The following is an 18,619-nucleotide window of genomic DNA, read 5'->3' on the forward strand; positions in this document are numbered from 1 at the left end:
ATGCGGGAACAATTTCGTGACGTTTCGCCGGAAGACGCCGATCTTCAGCCCATTATCGTCGGGCTGTTCGGTGAATACGCCGCTCGTTACGGCGACTACTTTTCAAAAGATGCAGAAGTCGAGCTGACGGAGTGGTACCTGGCGCCGCAGGGGCTGTTTATCGTGCTGGAGCGCGATGGCGAAATCATCGCTACCGGCGCTTATAAACCCTTCGACGAACGCACGGCAGAAATCAAGCGTATCTGGACGAATAAAACGCTGCGCCAGCAGGGGCTGGCCGCGCGCGTGGTACAGGAGCTGGAGCGCAGGGCGATACTGGCGGGCTACAGCCACATTTACCTGACTACCGGGTTTCGTCAGCCGGAGGCGGTACGGCTTTATCTGAGTCAGGGGTATCAGCCGCAGTTCGATCTCAACCGCGATCCGGAAGAGTACAGCCAGCCGCCGTTCGATGGTCGGCTGCGCTTCACCAAGACGCTGATCCGCGAAGCGCTCAGCAAAACCGCATAAGGAGCGACGATGAGCAAGGTTGAAACCATAAAAGTGGTCCCGGCACGTTATCCGCTGCGCACGGTCGGCGCTGCGGTGGCGCTGTTTGTGCTGGCGGTCGTGATTCAGTCCGTGGCCTTTAATCCACGCTGGGAGTGGGGCGTATTTGCCCGCTGGTTCTTTGACCCGGTGATCCTGGAAGGTGTCGGACAGACGCTGCTGCTCACGCTGATAGGCACCGTGCTGAGCGTGGTGATTGGCGGCATGCTGGCGCTGGCGCGGCTCTCGTCATCCTGGCTGTTGAGCAGCCTGGCGTGGGGATATATCTGGCTTTTTCGCTCTCTGCCGCTGATCGTGGTGCTGATCGTTCTTTATAACTTTTCCTATCTCTACGACACGCTCTCTCTCGGCGTGCCTTTTACTGGCATTACCTGGGGCAAGTTTGAAACCATCAACGTTCTCGGGCAATTTTCTACCGCCGTTGTGGGACTGACGCTGGTGCAGAGCGCCTATACGGCGGAAATTATCCGCGGGGGCTTCCTTGGGGTCGATCATGGTCAGTATGAGGCGGCGGCTGCGCTGGGTCTGCCGGCGTGGCGTCGCACCGTGCGGATTATTCTTCCGCAGGCGCTGCGCACCATTTTGCCGTCCGGGTTCAATGAAATCATCAGTCTCGCCAAAGGTACGGCGATGGTTTACGTGCTGGCGATGCCGGAGCTTTTCTACACGATCCAGATGATCTACAACCGCACGCAGGAGGTCATTCCGCTGTTGATGGTGGGTGCCGTCTGGTACCTGGTGATTACCACCGTCCTGTCTGCCATCCAGCACGTCGTTGAGCGTGGGCTCGCCCGCAGCGAGCGCCGCTCCGCCGTAAACCACAACCGGACTGCCAGCCGGACGCGTTCCGTTACCACCTCGCCAGCACAGGAGCCTATTCATGCAAGCCTCTCCTGAAGGACACATTGCTATTACCGGCGTCAGCAAGTTTTTTGGCCGTCATAAAGCGCTCGATAACGTTACGCTTGAGATCCCGCCGGGTTCCGTCACGGTGATCCTCGGCCCATCCGGCTCGGGAAAATCGACGCTGCTGCGCACCATTAACCATCTGGAACGCGTAGATGAAGGCTTTATTCAGATTGACGGAGAGTATATTGGCTACCGCCGCCAGGGCGACAAACTCTACGAGCTAAAGGAGAAAGAGATCCTCAAACAGCGCGTTAACGTGGGCTACGTGTTTCAGAACTTCAACCTTTTTCCGCATCTCACGGTGCTGGAAAACCTGATTGAGGCGCCCATCGCGCACAAGAAGCTCACCAGAAAGGCGGCTATAGCGCGCGCGTACGGCCTGCTGGATGTAGTAGGGCTGCGCGATAAGGCCGATGCCTGGTCGCGTCACCTCTCCGGCGGACAGCAGCAGCGCATTGCCATTGCCCGCGCGCTGGCGTTACGCCCCCGCGTGATGCTGTTTGATGAGCCCACCTCGGCGCTTGACCCGGAACTGGTTGGCGAAGTGCTGGACGTGATTAAAAAGCTGGCCCGCTCCGGCACTACGCTGGTGGTGGTCACCCATGAGATCGGCTTCGCCCGGGAAGTGGCGGACCAGGTGGTGTTTATGGTCGACGGAAAAATTGTGGAGCAGGGCAGCAGCGACGAGGTCTTAAACCGTCCGTCGCATCCGCGAACGCGTCAGTTTCTCTCAAAAGTGCTGTAAGGAGCGCAGATGAAATATGGACTTCTGGCGGGGCTGATCTTTACGACGGCGAGCCATGCCAGCATTGATGTAAAAGCCAATGAACAACCGCTGCCGGTGGCGGTTGATCCGCAGGCGGTGGCGAAAATTCCGGCGAACTATAAATTTGTTGAGCCAGGTACCCTCACGGTGGCGGTTTCCGCCCTGAATTCACCGCCGCTGGCGCTGCTGGCCAGCGATAACCGCACCCGTATTGGCAGCGACCCGGATATCGCCCGGTTGCTGGCGGGCAGCCTGGGGCTGAAACTGAAGCTGGTGCCAACGGCGTGGGAAGACTGGCCGCTGGGGATCGCCTCCGGGCGCTATGACATGGCGTTGGTGAATATCGCCGTCACCGAACAGCGCAAGGAGAAGTTCGATTTTGCGACCTATCGCGTCGATTCACTGGCTTTTTCGGTGAAATCCACCAGTAACGTACGGTCGATCTCCAGTGCGAAAGATCTGGCCGGTAAAAAGGTGATTGTCGGATCGGGCACCAATCAGGAACGTATTCTGCTCGGCTGGAACGAGGAGAATAAAAAGGCCGGACGCGAGCCTGCATTACCGGTTTATCTGACCGACGATGCCTCAGGCAATCTCTATATTCAGTCCGGCAGGGCGGACGTGTTCTTTGGACCGCAATCCGTATCGGCCTACAAGGCGGCGTTAACCGGCAAAACCCGCGTCGTGGGATTAGGGCCGAAGAAAGCCTACGTCGCTACCACCACCAAAAAAGGGACCGGGCTGGTGTACGCGCTGCAGGCTGCGCTGGACGGTGCGATTAAGCGCGGGGACTATCAAAACGTGCTGGCGCGCTGGGGGGAGGCGGGCGAAGCGGTAACCAGCTCGGAGGTTAACCCGCCCGGGATAACCTACTAATGGTGCTCTATACCCTAAATAATTCGAGTTGCAGGAAGGCGGCAAGGGAACGAATCCCCGGGAGCGTACATAAGTACGTGACTGGGGTGAGTGAATGCAGCCAACGCACCTGCAACTTGAAGTATGACGGGTATACACTTAGGGTTTTCATCCCTGAGGAGGCAACATGATTAAACTCTATGGCGTACCCGGCTGGGGCTCGGCAATCAGTGAAGTGATGCTGACCCTGGCAGACATCCCTTATCAATTTATCAACGTGGACGGGTTTGACCGGCCCGGCCCGCAGCGCGAGCTGCTGATAAAACTCAACCCGCTGTGCCAGGTGCCGACGCTGGAGCTGGAAAACGGTACGATCGTGACGGAAACCGCGGCGATCGCCCTGATGGTGCTCGACCGATGCCCCGACCTGGCGCCGCCCGTGGGGCAGGCCGAGCGCCAGCAGTTTCAGCGCCTGCTTATCTGGTTTGTTGCCAACGTCTATCCCACGTTTACCTATGCAGATTATCCGGAGCGCTGGGTGCCTGACGCGCCGGAGCAGCTGAAGAAAAACTGCATCGAGTACCGCAAATCTCTCTATCTGTGGTTCGACGCTCAGCTCAGCGCCTCGCCCTTTGCCCTTGGCGAACGGCTGACGCTGCTTGACGTGTTTATTGCCGTCGCGCGCACCTGGGGGCCGCGTCATGAGTGGTTCGCTGCCAATACGCCCGCTATCACGTCAGTTGCGGATGCGGTCTGTGCGTTACCTCAACTGCACAAGGTGCTAAAAGCTAACGACATTATCTGATAACGTTGAAAGCTCACATCATATAAGGAAGCCTGCACATGCCACACGTTGATATCAAATGTTTTCCACGCGATCTGAATGACGAACAAAAAACGGCGCTGGCGGCGGATATCGCCGAAGCGATCGCCCGTCATCTGAACAGCAAAGATCGCTCAATCTCCGTGGCGCTTCAGGAGGTTCAGGAAGCTGACTGGAAGGCGCAGGTCTGGGATACCGAGATCGGCCCGAAACTGGATCAACTGATTAAGAAGCCCGGCTATTCGATGTAGCTTGATTGCCGGGTGGTGCAATATCACCCGGCGATACCCGCCTTTATTTCCTATCGCAAAAATCGATAATAAAAACCATAACGATTCCGCTACAATCCCCCACCCGAACAATATCCGTTAAATCAGCAGGTAAGCACTGCAACAGCACTACGATAAGTACATTAGTAAAAGGATAATTTTCACATGACAAAATTACCTGAGTTTTCACTCGCCTTTTTGCATCCTCGTTACTGGCTCAGCTGGGCCGGCATTGCAGCGCTCTGGTGCACGGTACAGCTACCGTATCCGCTACTGTTAAAAACGGGTCACGGGCTTGGCCGGCTGGCCATGCGCCTGCTTCCACGCCGCGTGGAGATAGCCAGACGTAATCTGGAGCTTTGCTTTCCGGACATGAACGACGAGGCGCGCGCGCGTTTACTTGAGCGTAATTTTGAATCGGTCGGGATGGGCGTCATCGAAACGGGTATCGCCTGGTTCTGGCCAGACCGGCGCGTGCGCAAATACTTTAGCGTGACCGGCTACGAGCACATGGAACAGGCGAGGGCGCAAGGCAGGGGCGTGGTGCTTATTGGCATGCATTTTCTGACGCTTGAGCTGGGCGCGCGCATTTTTGGCATGCTCAATGCGGGAATTGGTGTATATCGTCCCAACAATAATGCGCTGCTCGACTGGCTACAGACGCGCGGTCGCCTGCGTTCCAATAAAACCATGCTCGACCGCTACGATCTGAAGGGCATGATCCGCGCGCTTAAGCAAAATGAGATCCTGTGGTATGCCCCGGATCACGACTATGGCAAAACCAACAGCGTGTTCGTGCCGTTTTTTGCCGTCCCGGACGCCGCGACAACCGCCGGTAGCTATATGCTGGTCAAAAGCGCCAGACCGGCCGTGATCCCGTTCGTACCGCGCAGAAAAGCAGACGGCACAGGGTACGAGCTGATTATTCTGGACGATATCAGCGGTGACCTACAGGGGGGCGATAAGGCGGCCGTGGCTACGCAGATGAACAGGGCGATTGAGCGTGCGGTGATGATGGCGCCCGAGCAATATATGTGGCTGCACCGTCGCTTCAAAACGCGTCCTGAAGGGCAACCGGACCGGTATGCGCGAAAAAAACAGGTCAAGTCCTCAGCCAGAACCTTCTCTGCCAGCGATATGTCGGATCGGTCGAGTATCCAGCAGTAGCAAAGGGGGCGGATGCCGTTGCGCTCCGCCCTTTATAAAACCGGCGGCGCTGGATAGAATTACCGCATCCACCTTGTCGGGATGCAAAATATGACCGGAAGAGTCGACTATCACCTTGAAAAATATCTCCTTACCGAAGCGGCAGAGCCGGAACGTCTGACCCGCCAGTGGGCGGAAGTGATGCGCGAGTGTCGCGAGCAGAAGTCCGGTGCGGAAGAGCGTTTGCGTCTCGCGCTGCTGAATGTGGATTATGTAACCAGCTTTGAGCTTCCCTTCCGGTTACTCCTCACCCGCGCCCCGCAGCTGATTGATGGGATAAGAAATGAGTTTCAGCTCAGCCAAAAAAATGTCCTGTTCAACGGCAAGCGGTTTGGCTGCGTCTACAGCCTTAAAAAAGACCTTGAAGGCGTTCCTGACGAATTTACCTATCACCTGAAAACGCGGATCCAGCGAAGCGATAGCGCAGGCGGAAGTGAGGTGCCTTACCGGCAAATCGCCCAGCAGGTGAAAGCCCCCAGGGAACGACTCAGGCTGGCACTCGAAAATGGGCTATCCGTAACGGCGCTCGACGGGCTTTTCTGGTTTGGCATTCAGCGCATCGCGGCCGACGTGCAGAGGCTAAGGAAAACCGGCGTGAGGATAGTGACGTCGGAGACGGAGGTGTTCGATACGCTGACGATGACAACCCGGCGGATCCCGGTCTATAGTCAGACTCCTGCGAAATGAGCCTCAGTCGATGACCCGTCGCGGTCCTATGAGAAGACAAAAATAGCGGCAATCTTTTTCTCAGATATACCGTGCTTCAGTAACGCTTTCACTGACATTATGCCCCTAAAAAGAGGGGCGTTTTCATGCGACGACGCTATTCAGCAAATGTCCGCAACGCGTCGCCATCAAGACGATAGCGTACCCATTCGGACTGCGGTACAGCGCCGATGCTCAGATAAAAATCAATGGCAGACTGGTTCCAGTCAAGCACGCTCCACTCCAGGCGGCCGCAGTGACGTTCCACCGCGCATTGCGCGATCTTTTTCAGCAGTGCTTTCCCCGCGCCCCTGCTGCGGTATTCCGGAGAGACGTACAAATCTTCCATATAGATGCCGTTACGGCCAAGCCAGGTGGAATAGCTGGTGAAGAAAACGGCATACCCGACGGCGTGTCCTGCGTATTCGGCGATCAGCGCTTCGGTTTTACCGTCCGCGCCAAACAGCGTTTTGCGGATCTCGTCCGGCGTGCTGACCACTTCTTCCGGCGCTTTTTCATAGACCGCGAGTTCGTAAATCATATCGTAAATTGCCGCTGCATCTTCAGGCCGCGCCTGACGGATCGTGACGCTCATTGGTGTCCCTTTATCTTTGTATGTGGTTGATGAGGGTAAGCATAAAGGGTAATGTCAGAAGAATTAAGTGCAATGAAATCAACGAATGATGAATATTATGCATCCGGCCTTACGTCGCCTTGATTTAAACCTCCTGCCGGTTTTTGACGCAATTTATCGCCACAGCTCCGTTCGTCTGGCGGCGGACGAGCTGGCGATGAGCACCTCGGCGCTCAGCCATGCCCTGTCACGGCTGCGCGTTTCACTCAACGATCCGCTGTTCTACCGGGAGGGGCATCGGATGTGTCCCAGCGTCTATGCCACGCAGCTTGCGCCCGTTATTGCATCGGCCCTGAAATATCTCGACCAGGAGCTGTCGCCGCAGCCGGAGTTTGATCCTGCCGTGAGTACGGCGTGTTTACAGATCGCGATAACGGACTTTACCGCGTTCTGCATCTTCCCTGCGCTTATGAATACGCTTCAGCATGCGGCGCCTGGCCTGCGTCTGGAATTACGTTATCTGCCGCACAGCCCGGCGTTGACGGAATTACTGGCAGGAGAGGTGGATCTGGCCCTGGGATTCAGCACCACCGGAGATCTCCGGTATCCGGAGCTGGAAGAGATTAGCTGGTTCGCGGATGAGTATGTCGTGATTAGCAACGCGAGCCGGAGCGCGCTGACGCTGGAGGATTATCTCGCCGCACGGCATCTTGTGGTCACGCCGTGGAACGAGAAGCAGGGGGTGCTGGATTTGCAGCTTGAACGCATGGGCTATACCCGACACATTGCGATCAAAACCCCGTCCATGCTCAGCGCCCCGTTTGTGATTGCAGAAAGCGATCTGCTGATGGCATTGCCTCGATTCGCCGCTGAAAAGCTGCTGCCAGCGACAAACATCAAGATTTTTCCCTTGCCGTTCCACATCAGCCCGTTTGAAGTGAAGATTTATTCGCACAAGCGCAGCGGTAAGCGAGGCGTCACGAACTGGCTAAAAGCCACGCTGCGCGCGCTGGGCGAAGGACTTCGGTCAGCGCGCTGATGATTCCGACTGTAACAGGATTGCCATCAGCCCCGGAAAGCGGGCATCCAGATCTTCTCTTCGCAGTGAAATCATATTCTCGCGCCCCTGTGGGCGCTGCCAGATCACGCCGCTGTCGCGCAGCACGCGCCAGTGGTGGGTCATGGTGGATTTCACCACATCTTCCGGCCGCAGGGCGTTGCAGCTCAGTTCGCTGCCGTCGGCCAGCCGACGGATAATCGCCAGCCGCAGCGGATTGCCGAGGGCAAACAGCACATTTTCCAGCAGTATTTGTTCAGGTTCGGGGTGGTTTGGGATCATCGTTTTCCTGCGTCTCACGTCAGATTGAGCTATATCAACAATAGGTCAACCGTTAAAAAACAGTTCGATAATACTCGTACAATGGGACTATTATAACAAACGAACGAACACGCGACCATCCCGGTCGTCACACATCAGTCATTATGACTTAAGGAAATATCATGCCCCGACCCATCCCCCTCGAACGTTATCGCAACATCGGTATCTCCGCGCATATCGATGCCGGTAAAACAACCACCACCGAGCGCATCCTGTTTTATACCGGGATGAGCCACAAGCTGGGTGAAGTACACGATGGCGCGGCAACTACCGACTGGATGGCGCAGGAGCAGGAGCGCGGGATCACCATTACGTCGGCAGCGGTGAGCTGTTTCTGGCCCGGCATGGACCGGAGCTTTGAGCCGCACCGGATCAACATCATCGACACCCCGGGCCACGTGGATTTCACCATTGAGGTGGAACGTTCCATGCGCGTGCTCGACGGTGCCGTAATGGTGTATGACTCCGTCGGCGGCGTGCAGCCGCAGTCGGAAACCGTCTGGCGCCAGGCGAACAAATACCACGTCCCGCGGCTGGCGTTCGTCAATAAAATGGACCGCCCGGGCGCGGATTTCTTCCGCGTGGTGCGGATGATGCAGGAGCGTCTGAAGGCTAACCCGGTCCCGATTGTGATCCCGGTTGGCGCAGAAGAGCATTTCACCGGCGTGGTGGATCTCATCAAGATGCGCACCATCCTCTGGGACGATGCGACGCAGGGGATGGCGTTTAGCTACGCGCCGGTGCCTGACGACCTGCTGAGTACCGCTCAGGAGTGGCGTGAAAAGATGGTTTCTGCCGCAGCGGAAGCAAGCGACGCGCTGATGGACAAGTACCTTGAGACGGGCGATCTGGACGAGGCTGAAATCATCCAGGGGCTGCGTAGCCGTACCATCTCCGGTGAAATTCAGCCGATGCTGTGCGGCAGCGCCTTTAAGAACAAGGGCGTGCAGCGCATGCTCGACGCGGTTATCGAGCTGATGCCGTCCCCGCTGGACGTGCCCGCCATTGATGGCGTTGATGAAAACGGTCAGCATGCTGAGCGTCACCCCAGCGATGATGAACCGTTCTCGGCGCTGGCCTTCAAGCTGATGAGCGATCCGTACGTCGGCCAGCTGACCTTTATCCGCGTCTACTCCGGCATACTGCGCAAAGGCGACGCGGTCTATAACCCGGTGAAGGGCAAGAAAGAGCGTATCGGGCGCATTGTTCTGATGCATGCCAACGATCGCCACGAGGTGGACGAGCTGCGTGCGGGCGATATCGCGGCCTGCGTCGGGCTGAAAGACGTTACCACCGGCGATACGCTCACCGACCCGAATGCGGTAATTACGCTTGAACGCATGGAGTTCCCGGATCCGGTTATTTCGCTGGCGATCGAGCCAAAAACCAAGGCCGACCAGGAGAAAATGGGAATTGCGCTGCAGCGCCTTGCGGCGGAAGATCCGTCGTTCCGCCTGCACACGGACGAGGAGTCCGGCCAGACGATTATCTCCGGCATGGGCGAGCTGCACCTGGAAATCATCGTCGACCGCATGAAGCGGGAGTTTGGCGTAGAGGCGAACATCGGTCGTCCGCAGGTCACCTACCGTGAAACCCTGCGTAAGGCGGTGAAGGATATCGAAGGCAAATTTGTCCGGCAGTCCGGCGGTAAAGGGCAGTACGGCCACGTAGTCCTGAGCCTGGAGCCGCTGGACGCCGGAAGCGGTTTTGTCTTTGAAGACGCCACCAAAGGCGGCGTGGTGCCGCGCGAGTACATCCCCTCCGTGGAAAAAGGGCTGCGCGAGGCCATGAATACCGGGGTGCTGGCGGGTTATCCGGTGGTCGACGTGAAGGCGACCCTGACGTTCGGTTCGTACCATGACGTCGACTCGTCGGAAATGGCCTTCCGCATGGCGGCGATCCTCGGCTTTAAGGAGGGCGCACGGCGCGCGGATCCGGTTATTCTTGAGCCGGTCATGCACGTCGAGGTAGAAACGCCGGAAGAGTATGCCGGTAATATTATGGGCGATCTCTCCTCCCGTCGCGGCATGGTGCAGGGGATGGCAGAGCAGTACGGCAGCCAGATTATCCGTGCTGACGTGCCGCTGGCCGAGATGTTTGGCTACGCCACCACGCTGCGCTCGATGTCCCAGGGGCGCGCGACGTATACGATGGAGTTCCATCATTTCGCAGAAGCACCGCGGAACGTAGCGGATGAGATTATTGCGAAGCGTGTGAGGTAACAAAAAAGCCCTCTTCCTCAGGAAGGGGGCTTTCTCTTTGGAGGTTGCGCTACTCCAGCGCCTTAACCATTTTCCCGCTGGCGACAAACGTTCCGGCGCCAAGATGATGCAGCGTATTCAGCTTATCCCCGTCAAACTGCCAGCGTCCGGCAACGAACGCGCGTTCGTCCGCGGCGGCGGAAACGACCTCACCAAACAGGGTGTCATATTTCTCTGCCGCAGAGGTCGCGGGCAATAGCCGGCACTCCATCCACGCCAGACATTTCTCTTCAATGACCGGCAGGCCAAGCTCGGGGCCATGAATAACCGGGATCCCGTAGCAGTTAAATTTATCCTCGTCGCGCCCGCTGACGCTGCCGACGGCGTAGGTCCAGTTCGCTGCCGCCACGCCGGGTATCACAATGCCGAATTTTCCGCTGCGCTCGATCAGCTCCCGTGACCACGCGCTTTTGTCCACCACTATCGCGATACGCGGGGGTTCAAACTCTACCGGCATAGACCACGCGGCGGCCATGACGTTGCGACGATCGATGACGTCATCCCGGCTGGTGATGAGCACGGTCGGACCGTGATTCAAAAGGCGGCTGGCATGACGTAATTCTACAGGGCGAAAGTGGCTCATGGTGGCTCCTTGTTTTTAGTGATGAGTATGGCGAAAAAGCACGGAAATCAAAGTGGGTGCGCGAAATTAGTTTATAAACTCAACATCACTCTCAAAGGAAACTGAAGCATGTCCCCATTTCTGACTGCCTACTTCGCCCGCATCGGCTGGACCCTGCCGACGTCTGTTGATATCGACACCCTGCGCGCGCTGCATTTACACCACAACTGCGCGATCCCTTTCGAGAATATCGACGTCGTTTTGCCGCGGGAGATCCATCTGGACGACGGGTGTCTGGTGGACAAACTGGTTACCGCCCGGCGCGGGGGATACTGCTTCGAGCAAAACGGCCTGTTCGAGCGAGTATTACGTGAAGTCGGATTTACGGTACGCAGCGTGCTGGGGCGGGTCGTGCTGGCAAATCCGTCCCAGATGCCGCCGCGCACGCACCGGCTGCTGCTGGTGGAGCTGAACGGCGAGCGCTGGATCGCCGATGTGGGGTTTGGCGGACAAACGCTGACGGCGCCGATTCGGTTACTCGCCAACGAGGAGCAGGAGACCCCGCACGGCATGTACCGCCTGCTGAGCGAGGGCAACGACTGGGTGCTACAGTTCCGCCATCACGAGCACTGGCAGTCGATGTACCACTTTGACCTGACGACCCAGTATTTCAGTGATTACGTGATGGGAAACTTCTGGTCCGCGCACTGGCCGCAGTCCCATTTCCGCCATCATCTGCTGATGTGCCGCCACCTGTCGGACGGCGGCAAGCTGACGCTGACCAACTTTAACTTTACCCACTGGCAGAACGGCCACGTGGAGGAGCAGATCGCGCTGCCGGATGCACAAGCGCTGTATCAGCTGATGCAGGAGCGCTTTGGGCTGGGGGTTGACGATCCGAAGCACGGTTTTTCCCTGGCAGAGTTGACGGCGGTGATGGCAGGGTTTGATACGCATCCGCAGGCCGGGAAATAGGGATTAGCGTACCGCGCGCTGAGGGCGAAAGCATAAAAAACGGCAACCAGGGTTGCCGTTCTGCTTTTATCTCGCCAGCCGAGGTGCTCAGCGGCGCGATCTCACCACCTGATACCGGCGGGTAAAATACTCAAACGGCGCGCTCCACACGTGTACCAGACGGGTGAACGGGAAGAGCAGGAAGATCGTCATCCCCAGCACCAGGTGAACGCGGAAGATAAAGTCCACCCCGTTCAGCATCTCCGAAGAGCCGCCGCGGAAGGTGACGATACCCTGCGCCCAGCCAACCAGCTTCATCATCTCGCTGCCGTCCGGGTAGCGGGCAGAGAAGGGGATCGTGCTCAGGCCAAGGATGCACTGGAATAACAGGATGCTCATAATAATGATATCCGGCGTGGTCGAGGTGGCGCGCACCCGCTGGTTAAACAGGCGGCGATAGAGCAGCATCGCGCCGCCTACCAGCGTCAATATTCCGCAAACGCCACCGAGCACCATCGCCAGCTGCTGCTTAACGGCGATCGGTAAAAACCAGGCGTACATCCAGTGCGGGGTTAACATGCCGAACAGGTGCCCGAAAAAGATCCCCAGAATCCCGACGTGAAACAGGTTTGAGGCCCAGTTCATTCCGCGCTTGCTGAGCATCTGGCTCGATGAGGCGCGCCATGTGTATTGCCCGTAATCGTAGCGCAGCCAGCTGCCGAGGAAAAACACGGTGGCGCAGATGTACGGATAAATGTCGTAGAAAAACACGTTCAGGTAATGTGTCATTTTGGGCCTCCGGCGCTGACGTCTACGTACTGCGGCGCAACGTCCTGGCTAAAGCGTCGTTGATATTGCTGCATCGGCGAGCTGTCGCACGATGTCGCGTTGTCTTCGATAAACTTCACCTGTTCCTCTTCCCATACGGCGTCCAGCGCCTGACGGGTATCATCCCGTTTTTCACCGGACACCTGTTTTGCCACGCTGTCGCTGGAAAGCCGCGTTCCCGCCAGCGCCAGCAGGGCGTCAAACAGCTGGTAATGCGCGACGTCGCGCTGCTTGAGGCGCCCACCAATCAGCGCCAGGATCGGCGCGACGTTTTGCAGCCCTTCACGCGCCTCATCGTCGCTGACCAGGCTGAGATACTCCAGGTAGAGGGGCAGGTAGTCCGGCAGCTCGCGGCAGTCCAGCTCCAGCCCGGCTTTCTCATACTGCCCCATGAGATCGACCATTGCCTGACCGCGATCGCGGGACTCGGCGTGAACATGCTCGAACAGCAGCAGCGAGGTCGCGCGGCCGCGTTCAAACACTTCACACCACTCGACCTGCTTATCCAGCAGCGGGGCGCTCAGGTGCTGCTGCGCAAACGGCAGCAGCATGGGCGCGTCCTGGTCTATCAGGGATAGCGCTTCTTCGCGGTTTTCCCACAGCAGCTCATCGGGATACTCAATCAGCAGCGCGATGATTTTGAGGATCTGCATTACTCACCCTCCCCATGTTCGCGCACCTCGGTGATGTTGATCGCGTCGATGCGGCTGCTGTTGAAGAGGTTGAATTTGGTGTCGGAGCCGTGGCAGCCGTCGCCAAAGGTGAAGCCGCAGCCATTTTTCTCCGGGAAGGCGTCGCGCGCCATTTCACGGTGGCTGGTCGGGATCACGAAGCGGTCTTCGTAGTTGGCAATGGCCAGATAGCGATACATCTCCTCGACCTGCGCTTCGGTCAGGCCCACCTCTTCGATGGCGCGGGTATCGGTCACGCCTTCTACGGTCTGGGAGCGCTTGTAGTGGCGCATCGCCATCATGCGCTTCAGGGCGCGCAGCACCGGGCCGGTATCGCCGGCGCTGAGCATGTTCGCCAGGTACTGCACCGGAATGCGCAGGCTTTCAACCGCAGGCAGAACGCCGTCGCTCTGGGGCAGGCCGCCCGCGTCCGCGTAAGACTGAATCGGCGACAGGGGCGGCACGTACCAGACCATCGGCAGGGTGCGGTATTCCGGGTGCAGCGGCAGGGCGAGCTTCCAGTCCATCGCCATCTTGTAGACCGGAGAGCGCTGGGCGGCGTCGATTACGTTTTGCGGAATGCCCTGCTTCAGCGCTTCTTCAATCACCGCCGGATCGTTCGGGTTGAGGAAAACGTCGCACTGGCGCTCGTACAGATCGGTTTCATGCTCGGTGCTGGCCGCTTCTTCTATACGGTCAGCGTCATACAGAAGCACGCCGAGATAGCGGATGCGCCCGACGCAGGTTTCCGAGCACACGGTCGGCTGGCCGGACTCGATGCGCGGATAGCAGAAGATGCATTTTTCTGATTTGCCGCTTTTCCAGTTGAAGTAGATTTTCTTGTACGGGCAGCCGCTGATGCACAGACGCCAGCCGCGGCATTTGTCCTGGTCAATCAGCACAATGCCGTCCTCTTCGCGCTTGTATATCGCACCGCTCGGGCAGGTGGCGACGCAGCTCGGGTTCAGGCAGTGCTCGCACAGGCGCGGCAGGTACATCATGAAGGTGTTTTCGAACTGGCCGTACATCTCTTTCTGGATCTTCTGGAAGTTGCGGTCGCGGGCGCGTTTTTCGAACTCGCCGCCCAGCAGCTCCTCCCAGTTTGGACCCCAGACGATCTTGTCCATTCGCTTGCCGTCAATCAGCGAGCGGGGGCGGGCGGTAGGGAGGTGATCCCCCTCCGGGGCGCGGTGCAGATCCTGATAATCAAAGGTAAAAGGTTCATAATAATCATCAATCTGCGGCAGGACCGGGTTAGAAAATATTTTCGACAGCACCCCCATTTTGCCGCCGAGGCGCGGCGTCAGCTTGCCGTGAATGCCGCGGATCCAGCCTCCTTGCCACTCTTCCTGATCTTCCCAGTTTTTGGGATAGCCGATGCCCGGTTTGGTCTCCACGTTGTTAAACCACGCGTATTCCATCCCTTCGCGCCCGGTCCAGACGTTCTTGCAGGTGACCGAGCAGGTGTGGCAGCCGATGCATTTATCGAGATTCAGTACCATGCCAACCTGTGAGCGTATTTTCATTTTTTCGCCTCCTGTACCTGATCCCGACCTTCGCCGTCCAGCCAGTTAATGTTTTTCATTTTGCGGATCATGATGAACTCGTCGCGGTTCGAGCCGACGGTGCCGTAATAGTTGAAGCCGTACGCCAGCTGCGCGTAGCCGCCAATCATGTGGGTCGGTTTCGGGCAGACGCGGGTTACCGAGTTGTGGATCCCGCCGCGCCGTCCGGTCACTTCCGAGCCCGGAATGTTCAGAATGCGCTCCTGGGCGTGGTACATCATGGTCATACCCGGCGGCACGCGCTGGCTGACCACCGCGCGGGCGGTGAGGGCGCCGTTGGCGTTGAAGGCTTCGATCCAGTCGTTGTCTTCAATGCCCAGCTCGCGGGCATCGGTTTCGCTGATCCAGACGATTGGCCCCCCGCGCGACAGGGTCTGCATCAGCAGGTTTTCGCTGTAGGTGGAGTGAATGCCCCATTTCTGGTGCGGCGTAAGGAAGTTCAGCGCTTTTTCCGGGAAGCCGTTCGGCGGGATCTCGCGCATATGGGTGACGCTGCGGGTGTCAATCGGCGGACGATAGGCCACCAGGCTCTCCCCGAAGGCGCGCATCCAGGCGTGATCCTGATACAGCTGCTGGCGGCCCGAAATCGTGCGCCACGGGATCAGCTCGTGAACGTTGGTATAGCCCGCGTTATACGACACGTGCTCGCTCTCAAGGCCGGACCACGTCGGGCTGGAGATAATTTTACGCGGCTGCGCCTGGATGTCGCGGAAGCGAATTTTCTCGTCTTCCTTGTTCAGCGCAAGATGGGTGTGATCGCGCCCGGTCATTTCGCCCAGCGCTTCCCACGCTTTTACCGCTACCTGACCGTTGGTTTCCGGCGCGAGGGCGAGGATCACCTCAGAAGCGTCAATGGCGGTTTCAATGCGCGGACGGCCTTTCGCCGGGCCGTCGAGCTTGACGTAATTGAGCTTGCCGAGGAAATCGACCTCCTTCTGGGTGTTCCAGGAAATGCCTTTCCCGCCGTTACCGAGCTTGTCCAGCAGCGGCCCAAGCGCCGTAAAGCGCTCGTAGGTTTCCGGGTAGTTGCGCTCGACGACCGCAATGGTTGGCGCGGTTTTGCCGGGGATCAAATCGCATTCGCCTTTGCGCCAGTCGAGAATATCGAACGGCTGCGACAGTTCCCCCGGCGAGTCGTGCTGTAGCGGCTGTAGCACCACGTCGGTTTCGGTCCCCAGGTGGCCGACGCAGACCTCGGAGAAGACTTTGGCGATGCCCTTGTAGATCTCCCAGTCGCTGCGGGACTCCCACGCCGGATCAACGGCGGCGGAAAGCGGATGAATAAACGGATGCATGTCCGAGGTGTTCATGTCGTCTTTTTCATACCAGGTGGCGGTCGGCAGCACGATGTCGGAGAACAGGCAGGTGCTGGACATGCGGAAATCGAGCGTCACCAGCAGGTCGAGCTTGCCCTCGATGGCGGCGGTCTGCCACTCCACTTCCTCAGGCTTCACGTCGTCCGTTGAGCCTAAATCTTCACCCTGAATACCGCTCTCGGTGCCGAGCAGATATTTCAGCATGTACTCATGGCCTTTACCGGACGAGCCGAGCAGGTTAGAGCGCCAGACGAACAGGTTGCGCGGGTGGTTCTTGCCGTTGTCGGGCTGTTCGCAGGCGAAGCGGATATCGCCCGATTTTAACGCCTGAACGGTGTAATCCTGCGGCGACATCCCGGCGGCATCGGCGCGCGCCTTCACGTGCAGCGGGTTAAGGTTGAGCTGAGGCGCGGACGGGAGCCAGCCCATGCGCTCGGCGCGAACGTTAAAATCAATCAGGTGGCCGGTGAATTTCGACGCATCCGCCAGCGGTGAGAGCAGCTCCTGCGCGGTCAGCTTCTCATAGCGCCACTGGCTGGCGTGATTATAGAAGTACGAGGTGCTGTTCATCTGGCGCGGCGGGCGGTTCCAGTCCAGCGCGAAGGCCAGCGGCAGCCAGCCGGTTTGCGGACGCAGCTTTTCCTGCCCGACATAGTGCGACCAGCCGCCGCCGCTCTGCCCGACGCAGCCGCAGAAGACCAGCATGTTGATCATCCCGCGGTAGTTCATGTCCATGTGGTACCAGTGGTTCACACCTGCACCGAGGATGATCATCGAACGGCCGTGGGTTTTATGCGCGGTGTCGGCAAACTCGCGGGCGATTTTTTCGATGAGGTATGCGGGTACGCCGGTAATCTGCTCGCCCCAGGCTGGAGTGTAGGCTTTAACCTCGGCGTAGCTCGTTGCCGCGTTACCGTCTTCGAGGCCGCGATCGAGGCCGTAGTTCGCCAGCACCAGATCGTAAACGCTGACCACGCGTTTCTCGCTGCCGTCGGCGAGCGTGAGGGTTTTACTCGGCACGCGGCGCGTCAGCACCGGTTCCTGCTTCACGCTGCGAAAATGCGGGTTCTCGTTGCCGCCAAAGTACGGGAAGGCGACGTCGGCCACGCTGTCGTGGGTGATGAGCAGCGAAAGGGTCAGTTCGGTTTCCTGACCCGCGGCAAGCGATTCCAGGTTCCATTTGCCTTTTTCGCCCCAGCGGAAGCCAATGGAGCCGTTCGGCACCACCAGATTCCCGGCGACGTCAAAGGCAACGGTTTTCCACTCCGGATTGTTGGCTTCTCCCAGCCCCTCGGCCAGATCCGACGCGCGCAGCATGCGGCCCGGCACCACGCGACCGTCTGCCTGCTCGTCGAGCAGCACCAGCATTGGCATATCGGTATAGCGGCGGCAGTAGTTGAGGAAGTAGTCGCTTGGGTTATCAAGGTGGAACTCTTTGAGGATCACATGGCCCATCGCCATGGCGAGCGCGCTGTCGGTACCCTGTTTTGGTGCCAGCCACTGGTCGCTCAGCTTTGCCACTTCCGAGAAGTCCGGGGTGATGGCGACGGTCTTGGTGCCTTTGTAACGCACCTCGGTGAAGAAGTGGGCATCCGGGGTACGCGTCTGCGGCACGTTTGAGCCCCAGGCGATGATGTAGCTTGAGTTATACCAGTCGGCGGATTCCGGCACGTCGGTCTGTTCGCCCCATGTCATCGGCGACGCGGGCGGCAGGTCACAGTACCAGTCGTAGAAGCTGAGGCAGGTGCCGCCGATCAGGGAGAGGTAGCGCGTGCCGGCGGCGTAAGAGACCATCGACATCGCCGGGATAGGCGAGAAGCCGGCCACGCGGTCCGGGCCATAGTGCTTGATGGTCCAGACGTTGGCGGCGGCGATCAGCTGGTTCAGCTCTTTCCAGTTCGAGCGGATAAACCCCCCGCGCCCGCGCGCCTGCCTGTAGCTCTGCGCCTTTTGCGGATCGTTCTGGATGGCATCCCAGGCCAGCACCGGATCGCTATGCTGTGCCAGCGCCTCGCGCCAGAGCTCAATTAGCCTGCGGCGCACCAGCGGGTATTTAAGACGGTTGGCGCTGTACAGATACCACGAGTAGCTCGCGCCACGCGGGCAGCCGCGCGGCTCATGGTTAGGCAGGTCAGGGCGGGTACGCGGATAGTCGGTCTGCTGGGTTTCCCAGGTCACCAGGCCGTTTTTAACGTAGATTTTCCAGCTACAGGAGCCGGTACAGTTAACGCCGTGGGTGGAGCGCACAATTTTGTCGAACTGCCAGCGCTGACGGTAGCTGTCCTCCCAGTCGCGGTTGGTGTGATACACCTGCCCGTGCCCATCGGCGAAACTGTCGCCTTTTGTTTTGAAGTAACGGAAGCGGTCCAACAGTTTGCTCATGACATTTCTCCTGCTTCGATAGCATTGCCGGAGGGCGTGGCGCACG

General features: G+C 58.6%; 18 protein-coding genes. 11 read left to right on the forward strand and 7 right to left on the reverse strand.

The window, feature by feature from the left end:
- The 8 genes from MOQ06_RS10025 (at position 1) to MOQ06_RS10060 (ending at position 6,064) form a co-directional block, all read left to right on the forward strand.
- Positions 1-510: a GNAT family N-acetyltransferase gene (locus tag MOQ06_RS10025; RefSeq protein ID WP_148419777.1), complete on the forward strand. Its 510-nt coding sequence runs from the start codon at positions 1-3 to the stop codon at positions 508-510.
- A 9-nt stretch (positions 511-519) separates the two neighbouring features.
- On the forward strand, positions 520-1,446 hold the full coding sequence (locus tag MOQ06_RS10030; protein WP_242172658.1) for an amino acid ABC transporter permease: 927 nt from the start codon (positions 520-522) through the stop codon (positions 1,444-1,446).
- Positions 1,430-2,203, forward strand: a complete 774-nt coding sequence (locus tag MOQ06_RS10035; protein ID WP_242172661.1) for an amino acid ABC transporter ATP-binding protein — start codon at positions 1,430-1,432, stop codon at positions 2,201-2,203. Before MOQ06_RS10030 ends, MOQ06_RS10035 begins: the two co-directional genes overlap by 17 nt.
- A 9-nt stretch (positions 2,204-2,212) precedes the next feature.
- Positions 2,213-3,100, forward strand: a complete 888-nt coding sequence (locus MOQ06_RS10040; RefSeq protein ID WP_242172663.1) for a transporter substrate-binding domain-containing protein — start codon at positions 2,213-2,215, stop codon at positions 3,098-3,100.
- A 166-nt stretch (positions 3,101-3,266) separates the two neighbouring features.
- Positions 3,267-3,884: a glutathione S-transferase family protein gene (locus tag MOQ06_RS10045; protein ID WP_242172665.1), complete on the forward strand. Its 618-nt coding sequence runs from the start codon at positions 3,267-3,269 to the stop codon at positions 3,882-3,884.
- Between the two features lie 38 nt (positions 3,885-3,922).
- Positions 3,923-4,153, forward strand: coding sequence for a tautomerase PptA (pptA, locus tag MOQ06_RS10050; RefSeq protein WP_148419782.1), 231 nt, complete (start codon positions 3,923-3,925; stop codon positions 4,151-4,153).
- A 183-nt stretch (positions 4,154-4,336) separates the two neighbouring features.
- Positions 4,337-5,338: a Kdo(2)-lipid IV(A) acyltransferase gene (locus tag MOQ06_RS10055; RefSeq protein WP_242172668.1), complete on the forward strand. Its 1,002-nt coding sequence runs from the start codon at positions 4,337-4,339 to the stop codon at positions 5,336-5,338.
- Between the two features lie 90 nt (positions 5,339-5,428).
- Positions 5,429-6,064 (forward strand): helix-turn-helix domain-containing protein, encoded by a 636-nt coding sequence (locus MOQ06_RS10060; protein ID WP_242172670.1) that lies wholly within the window; start codon positions 5,429-5,431, stop codon positions 6,062-6,064.
- Between the two features lie 136 nt (positions 6,065-6,200).
- On the opposite strand, the gene MOQ06_RS10065 is transcribed toward MOQ06_RS10060, so the two are convergent.
- Positions 6,201-6,677 carry a GNAT family N-acetyltransferase gene (locus tag MOQ06_RS10065; RefSeq protein ID WP_242172673.1) on the reverse strand — a complete coding sequence of 159 codons (477 nt, stop codon included), beginning with the start codon at positions 6,675-6,677 and terminating at the stop codon, positions 6,201-6,203.
- Between the two features lie 85 nt (positions 6,678-6,762).
- Here MOQ06_RS10065 and MOQ06_RS10070 point away from each other — a divergent pair, with 85 nt between their 5' ends.
- Entirely contained in the window at positions 6,763-7,695 is a 933-nt protein-coding gene (locus tag MOQ06_RS10070) for a LysR family transcriptional regulator (RefSeq protein ID WP_176610260.1), read from the forward strand.
- Here the strand turns inward: MOQ06_RS10070 and MOQ06_RS10075 are convergent.
- Entirely contained in the window at positions 7,684-7,995 is a 312-nt protein-coding gene (locus MOQ06_RS10075) for a helix-turn-helix domain-containing protein (RefSeq protein ID WP_193355180.1), read from the reverse strand. The two genes, MOQ06_RS10070 and MOQ06_RS10075, sit on opposite strands and share 12 nt — an antisense overlap.
- Positions 7,996-8,156: 161 nt before the next feature.
- Between MOQ06_RS10075 and fusA the strand changes: the two genes are divergently transcribed.
- Entirely contained in the window at positions 8,157-10,256 is a 2,100-nt protein-coding gene (gene fusA, locus MOQ06_RS10080) for an elongation factor G (RefSeq protein ID WP_148419788.1), read from the forward strand.
- A 49-nt stretch (positions 10,257-10,305) separates the two neighbouring features.
- On the opposite strand, the gene MOQ06_RS10085 is transcribed toward fusA, so the two are convergent.
- On the reverse strand, positions 10,306-10,878 hold the full coding sequence (locus tag MOQ06_RS10085) for a flavin reductase family protein (RefSeq protein ID WP_242172675.1): 573 nt from the start codon (positions 10,876-10,878) through the stop codon (positions 10,306-10,308).
- Positions 10,879-10,986: 108 nt separating this feature from the next.
- Between MOQ06_RS10085 and nhoA the strand changes: the two genes are divergently transcribed.
- Positions 10,987-11,832 (forward strand): N-hydroxyarylamine O-acetyltransferase, encoded by an 846-nt coding sequence (gene nhoA, locus MOQ06_RS10090; RefSeq protein WP_242172677.1) that lies wholly within the window; start codon positions 10,987-10,989, stop codon positions 11,830-11,832.
- An 87-nt stretch (positions 11,833-11,919) separates the two neighbouring features.
- On the opposite strand, the gene narI is transcribed toward nhoA, so the two are convergent.
- The 4 genes from narI to MOQ06_RS10110 are packed head-to-tail and all read right to left on the reverse strand — an operon-like array spanning position 11,920 to position 18,573.
- Positions 11,920-12,600 (reverse strand): respiratory nitrate reductase subunit gamma, encoded by a 681-nt coding sequence (gene narI, locus MOQ06_RS10095; protein ID WP_148419791.1) that lies wholly within the window; start codon positions 12,598-12,600, stop codon positions 11,920-11,922.
- Complete coding sequence (gene narW, locus MOQ06_RS10100) at positions 12,597-13,292, reverse strand: nitrate reductase molybdenum cofactor assembly chaperone (RefSeq protein ID WP_242172679.1); 696 nt, start codon at positions 13,290-13,292, stop codon at positions 12,597-12,599. Before narW ends, narI begins: the two co-directional genes overlap by 4 nt.
- Positions 13,292-14,836, reverse strand: coding sequence for a nitrate reductase subunit beta (narH, locus tag MOQ06_RS10105; RefSeq protein WP_193355176.1), 1,545 nt, complete (start codon positions 14,834-14,836; stop codon positions 13,292-13,294). Before narH ends, narW begins: the two co-directional genes overlap by 1 nt.
- Entirely contained in the window at positions 14,833-18,573 is a 3,741-nt protein-coding gene (locus MOQ06_RS10110) for a nitrate reductase subunit alpha (RefSeq protein ID WP_176610266.1), read from the reverse strand. The genes narH and MOQ06_RS10110 overlap by 4 nt, the downstream gene beginning before the upstream one ends.
- Positions 18,574-18,619: the final 46 nt, after the last annotated feature.

The organism is Enterobacter sp. I4 (genome assembly GCF_022669095.1).
In the GTDB taxonomy this organism is placed as follows: domain Bacteria; phylum Pseudomonadota; class Gammaproteobacteria; order Enterobacterales; family Enterobacteriaceae; genus Enterobacter; species Enterobacter pasteurii.

Excerpts from the sequence above, each read along its gene's own strand:
- MOQ06_RS10025 (WP_148419777.1), top strand. The coding sequence starts at position 1 with ATGCGGGAACAATTTCGTGACGTTTCGCCGGAAGACGCCGATCTTCAG.
- MOQ06_RS10030 (WP_242172658.1), top strand. The coding sequence starts at position 520 with ATGAGCAAGGTTGAAACCATAAAAGTGGTCCCGGCACGTTATCCGCTG.
- MOQ06_RS10035 (WP_242172661.1), top strand. The coding sequence starts at position 1,430 with ATGCAAGCCTCTCCTGAAGGACACATTGCTATTACCGGCGTCAGCAAG.
- MOQ06_RS10040 (WP_242172663.1), top strand. The coding sequence starts at position 2,213 with ATGAAATATGGACTTCTGGCGGGGCTGATCTTTACGACGGCGAGCCAT.
- MOQ06_RS10045 (WP_242172665.1), top strand. The coding sequence starts at position 3,267 with ATGATTAAACTCTATGGCGTACCCGGCTGGGGCTCGGCAATCAGTGAA.
- pptA (WP_148419782.1), top strand. The coding sequence starts at position 3,923 with ATGCCACACGTTGATATCAAATGTTTTCCACGCGATCTGAATGACGAA.
- MOQ06_RS10055 (WP_242172668.1), top strand. The coding sequence starts at position 4,337 with ATGACAAAATTACCTGAGTTTTCACTCGCCTTTTTGCATCCTCGTTAC.
- MOQ06_RS10060 (WP_242172670.1), top strand. The coding sequence starts at position 5,429 with ATGACCGGAAGAGTCGACTATCACCTTGAAAAATATCTCCTTACCGAA.
- MOQ06_RS10065 (WP_242172673.1), bottom strand. The coding sequence starts at position 6,677 with ATGAGCGTCACGATCCGTCAGGCGCGGCCTGAAGATGCAGCGGCAATT.
- MOQ06_RS10070 (WP_176610260.1), top strand. The coding sequence starts at position 6,763 with ATGATGAATATTATGCATCCGGCCTTACGTCGCCTTGATTTAAACCTC.
- MOQ06_RS10075 (WP_193355180.1), bottom strand. The coding sequence starts at position 7,995 with ATGATCCCAAACCACCCCGAACCTGAACAAATACTGCTGGAAAATGTG.
- fusA (WP_148419788.1), top strand. The coding sequence starts at position 8,157 with ATGCCCCGACCCATCCCCCTCGAACGTTATCGCAACATCGGTATCTCC.
- MOQ06_RS10085 (WP_242172675.1), bottom strand. The coding sequence starts at position 10,878 with ATGAGCCACTTTCGCCCTGTAGAATTACGTCATGCCAGCCGCCTTTTG.
- nhoA (WP_242172677.1), top strand. The coding sequence starts at position 10,987 with ATGTCCCCATTTCTGACTGCCTACTTCGCCCGCATCGGCTGGACCCTG.
- narI (WP_148419791.1), bottom strand. The coding sequence starts at position 12,600 with ATGACACATTACCTGAACGTGTTTTTCTACGACATTTATCCGTACATC.
- narW (WP_242172679.1), bottom strand. The coding sequence starts at position 13,292 with ATGCAGATCCTCAAAATCATCGCGCTGCTGATTGAGTATCCCGATGAG.
- narH (WP_193355176.1), bottom strand. The coding sequence starts at position 14,836 with ATGAAAATACGCTCACAGGTTGGCATGGTACTGAATCTCGATAAATGC.
- MOQ06_RS10110 (WP_176610266.1), bottom strand. The coding sequence starts at position 18,573 with ATGAGCAAACTGTTGGACCGCTTCCGTTACTTCAAAACAAAAGGCGAC.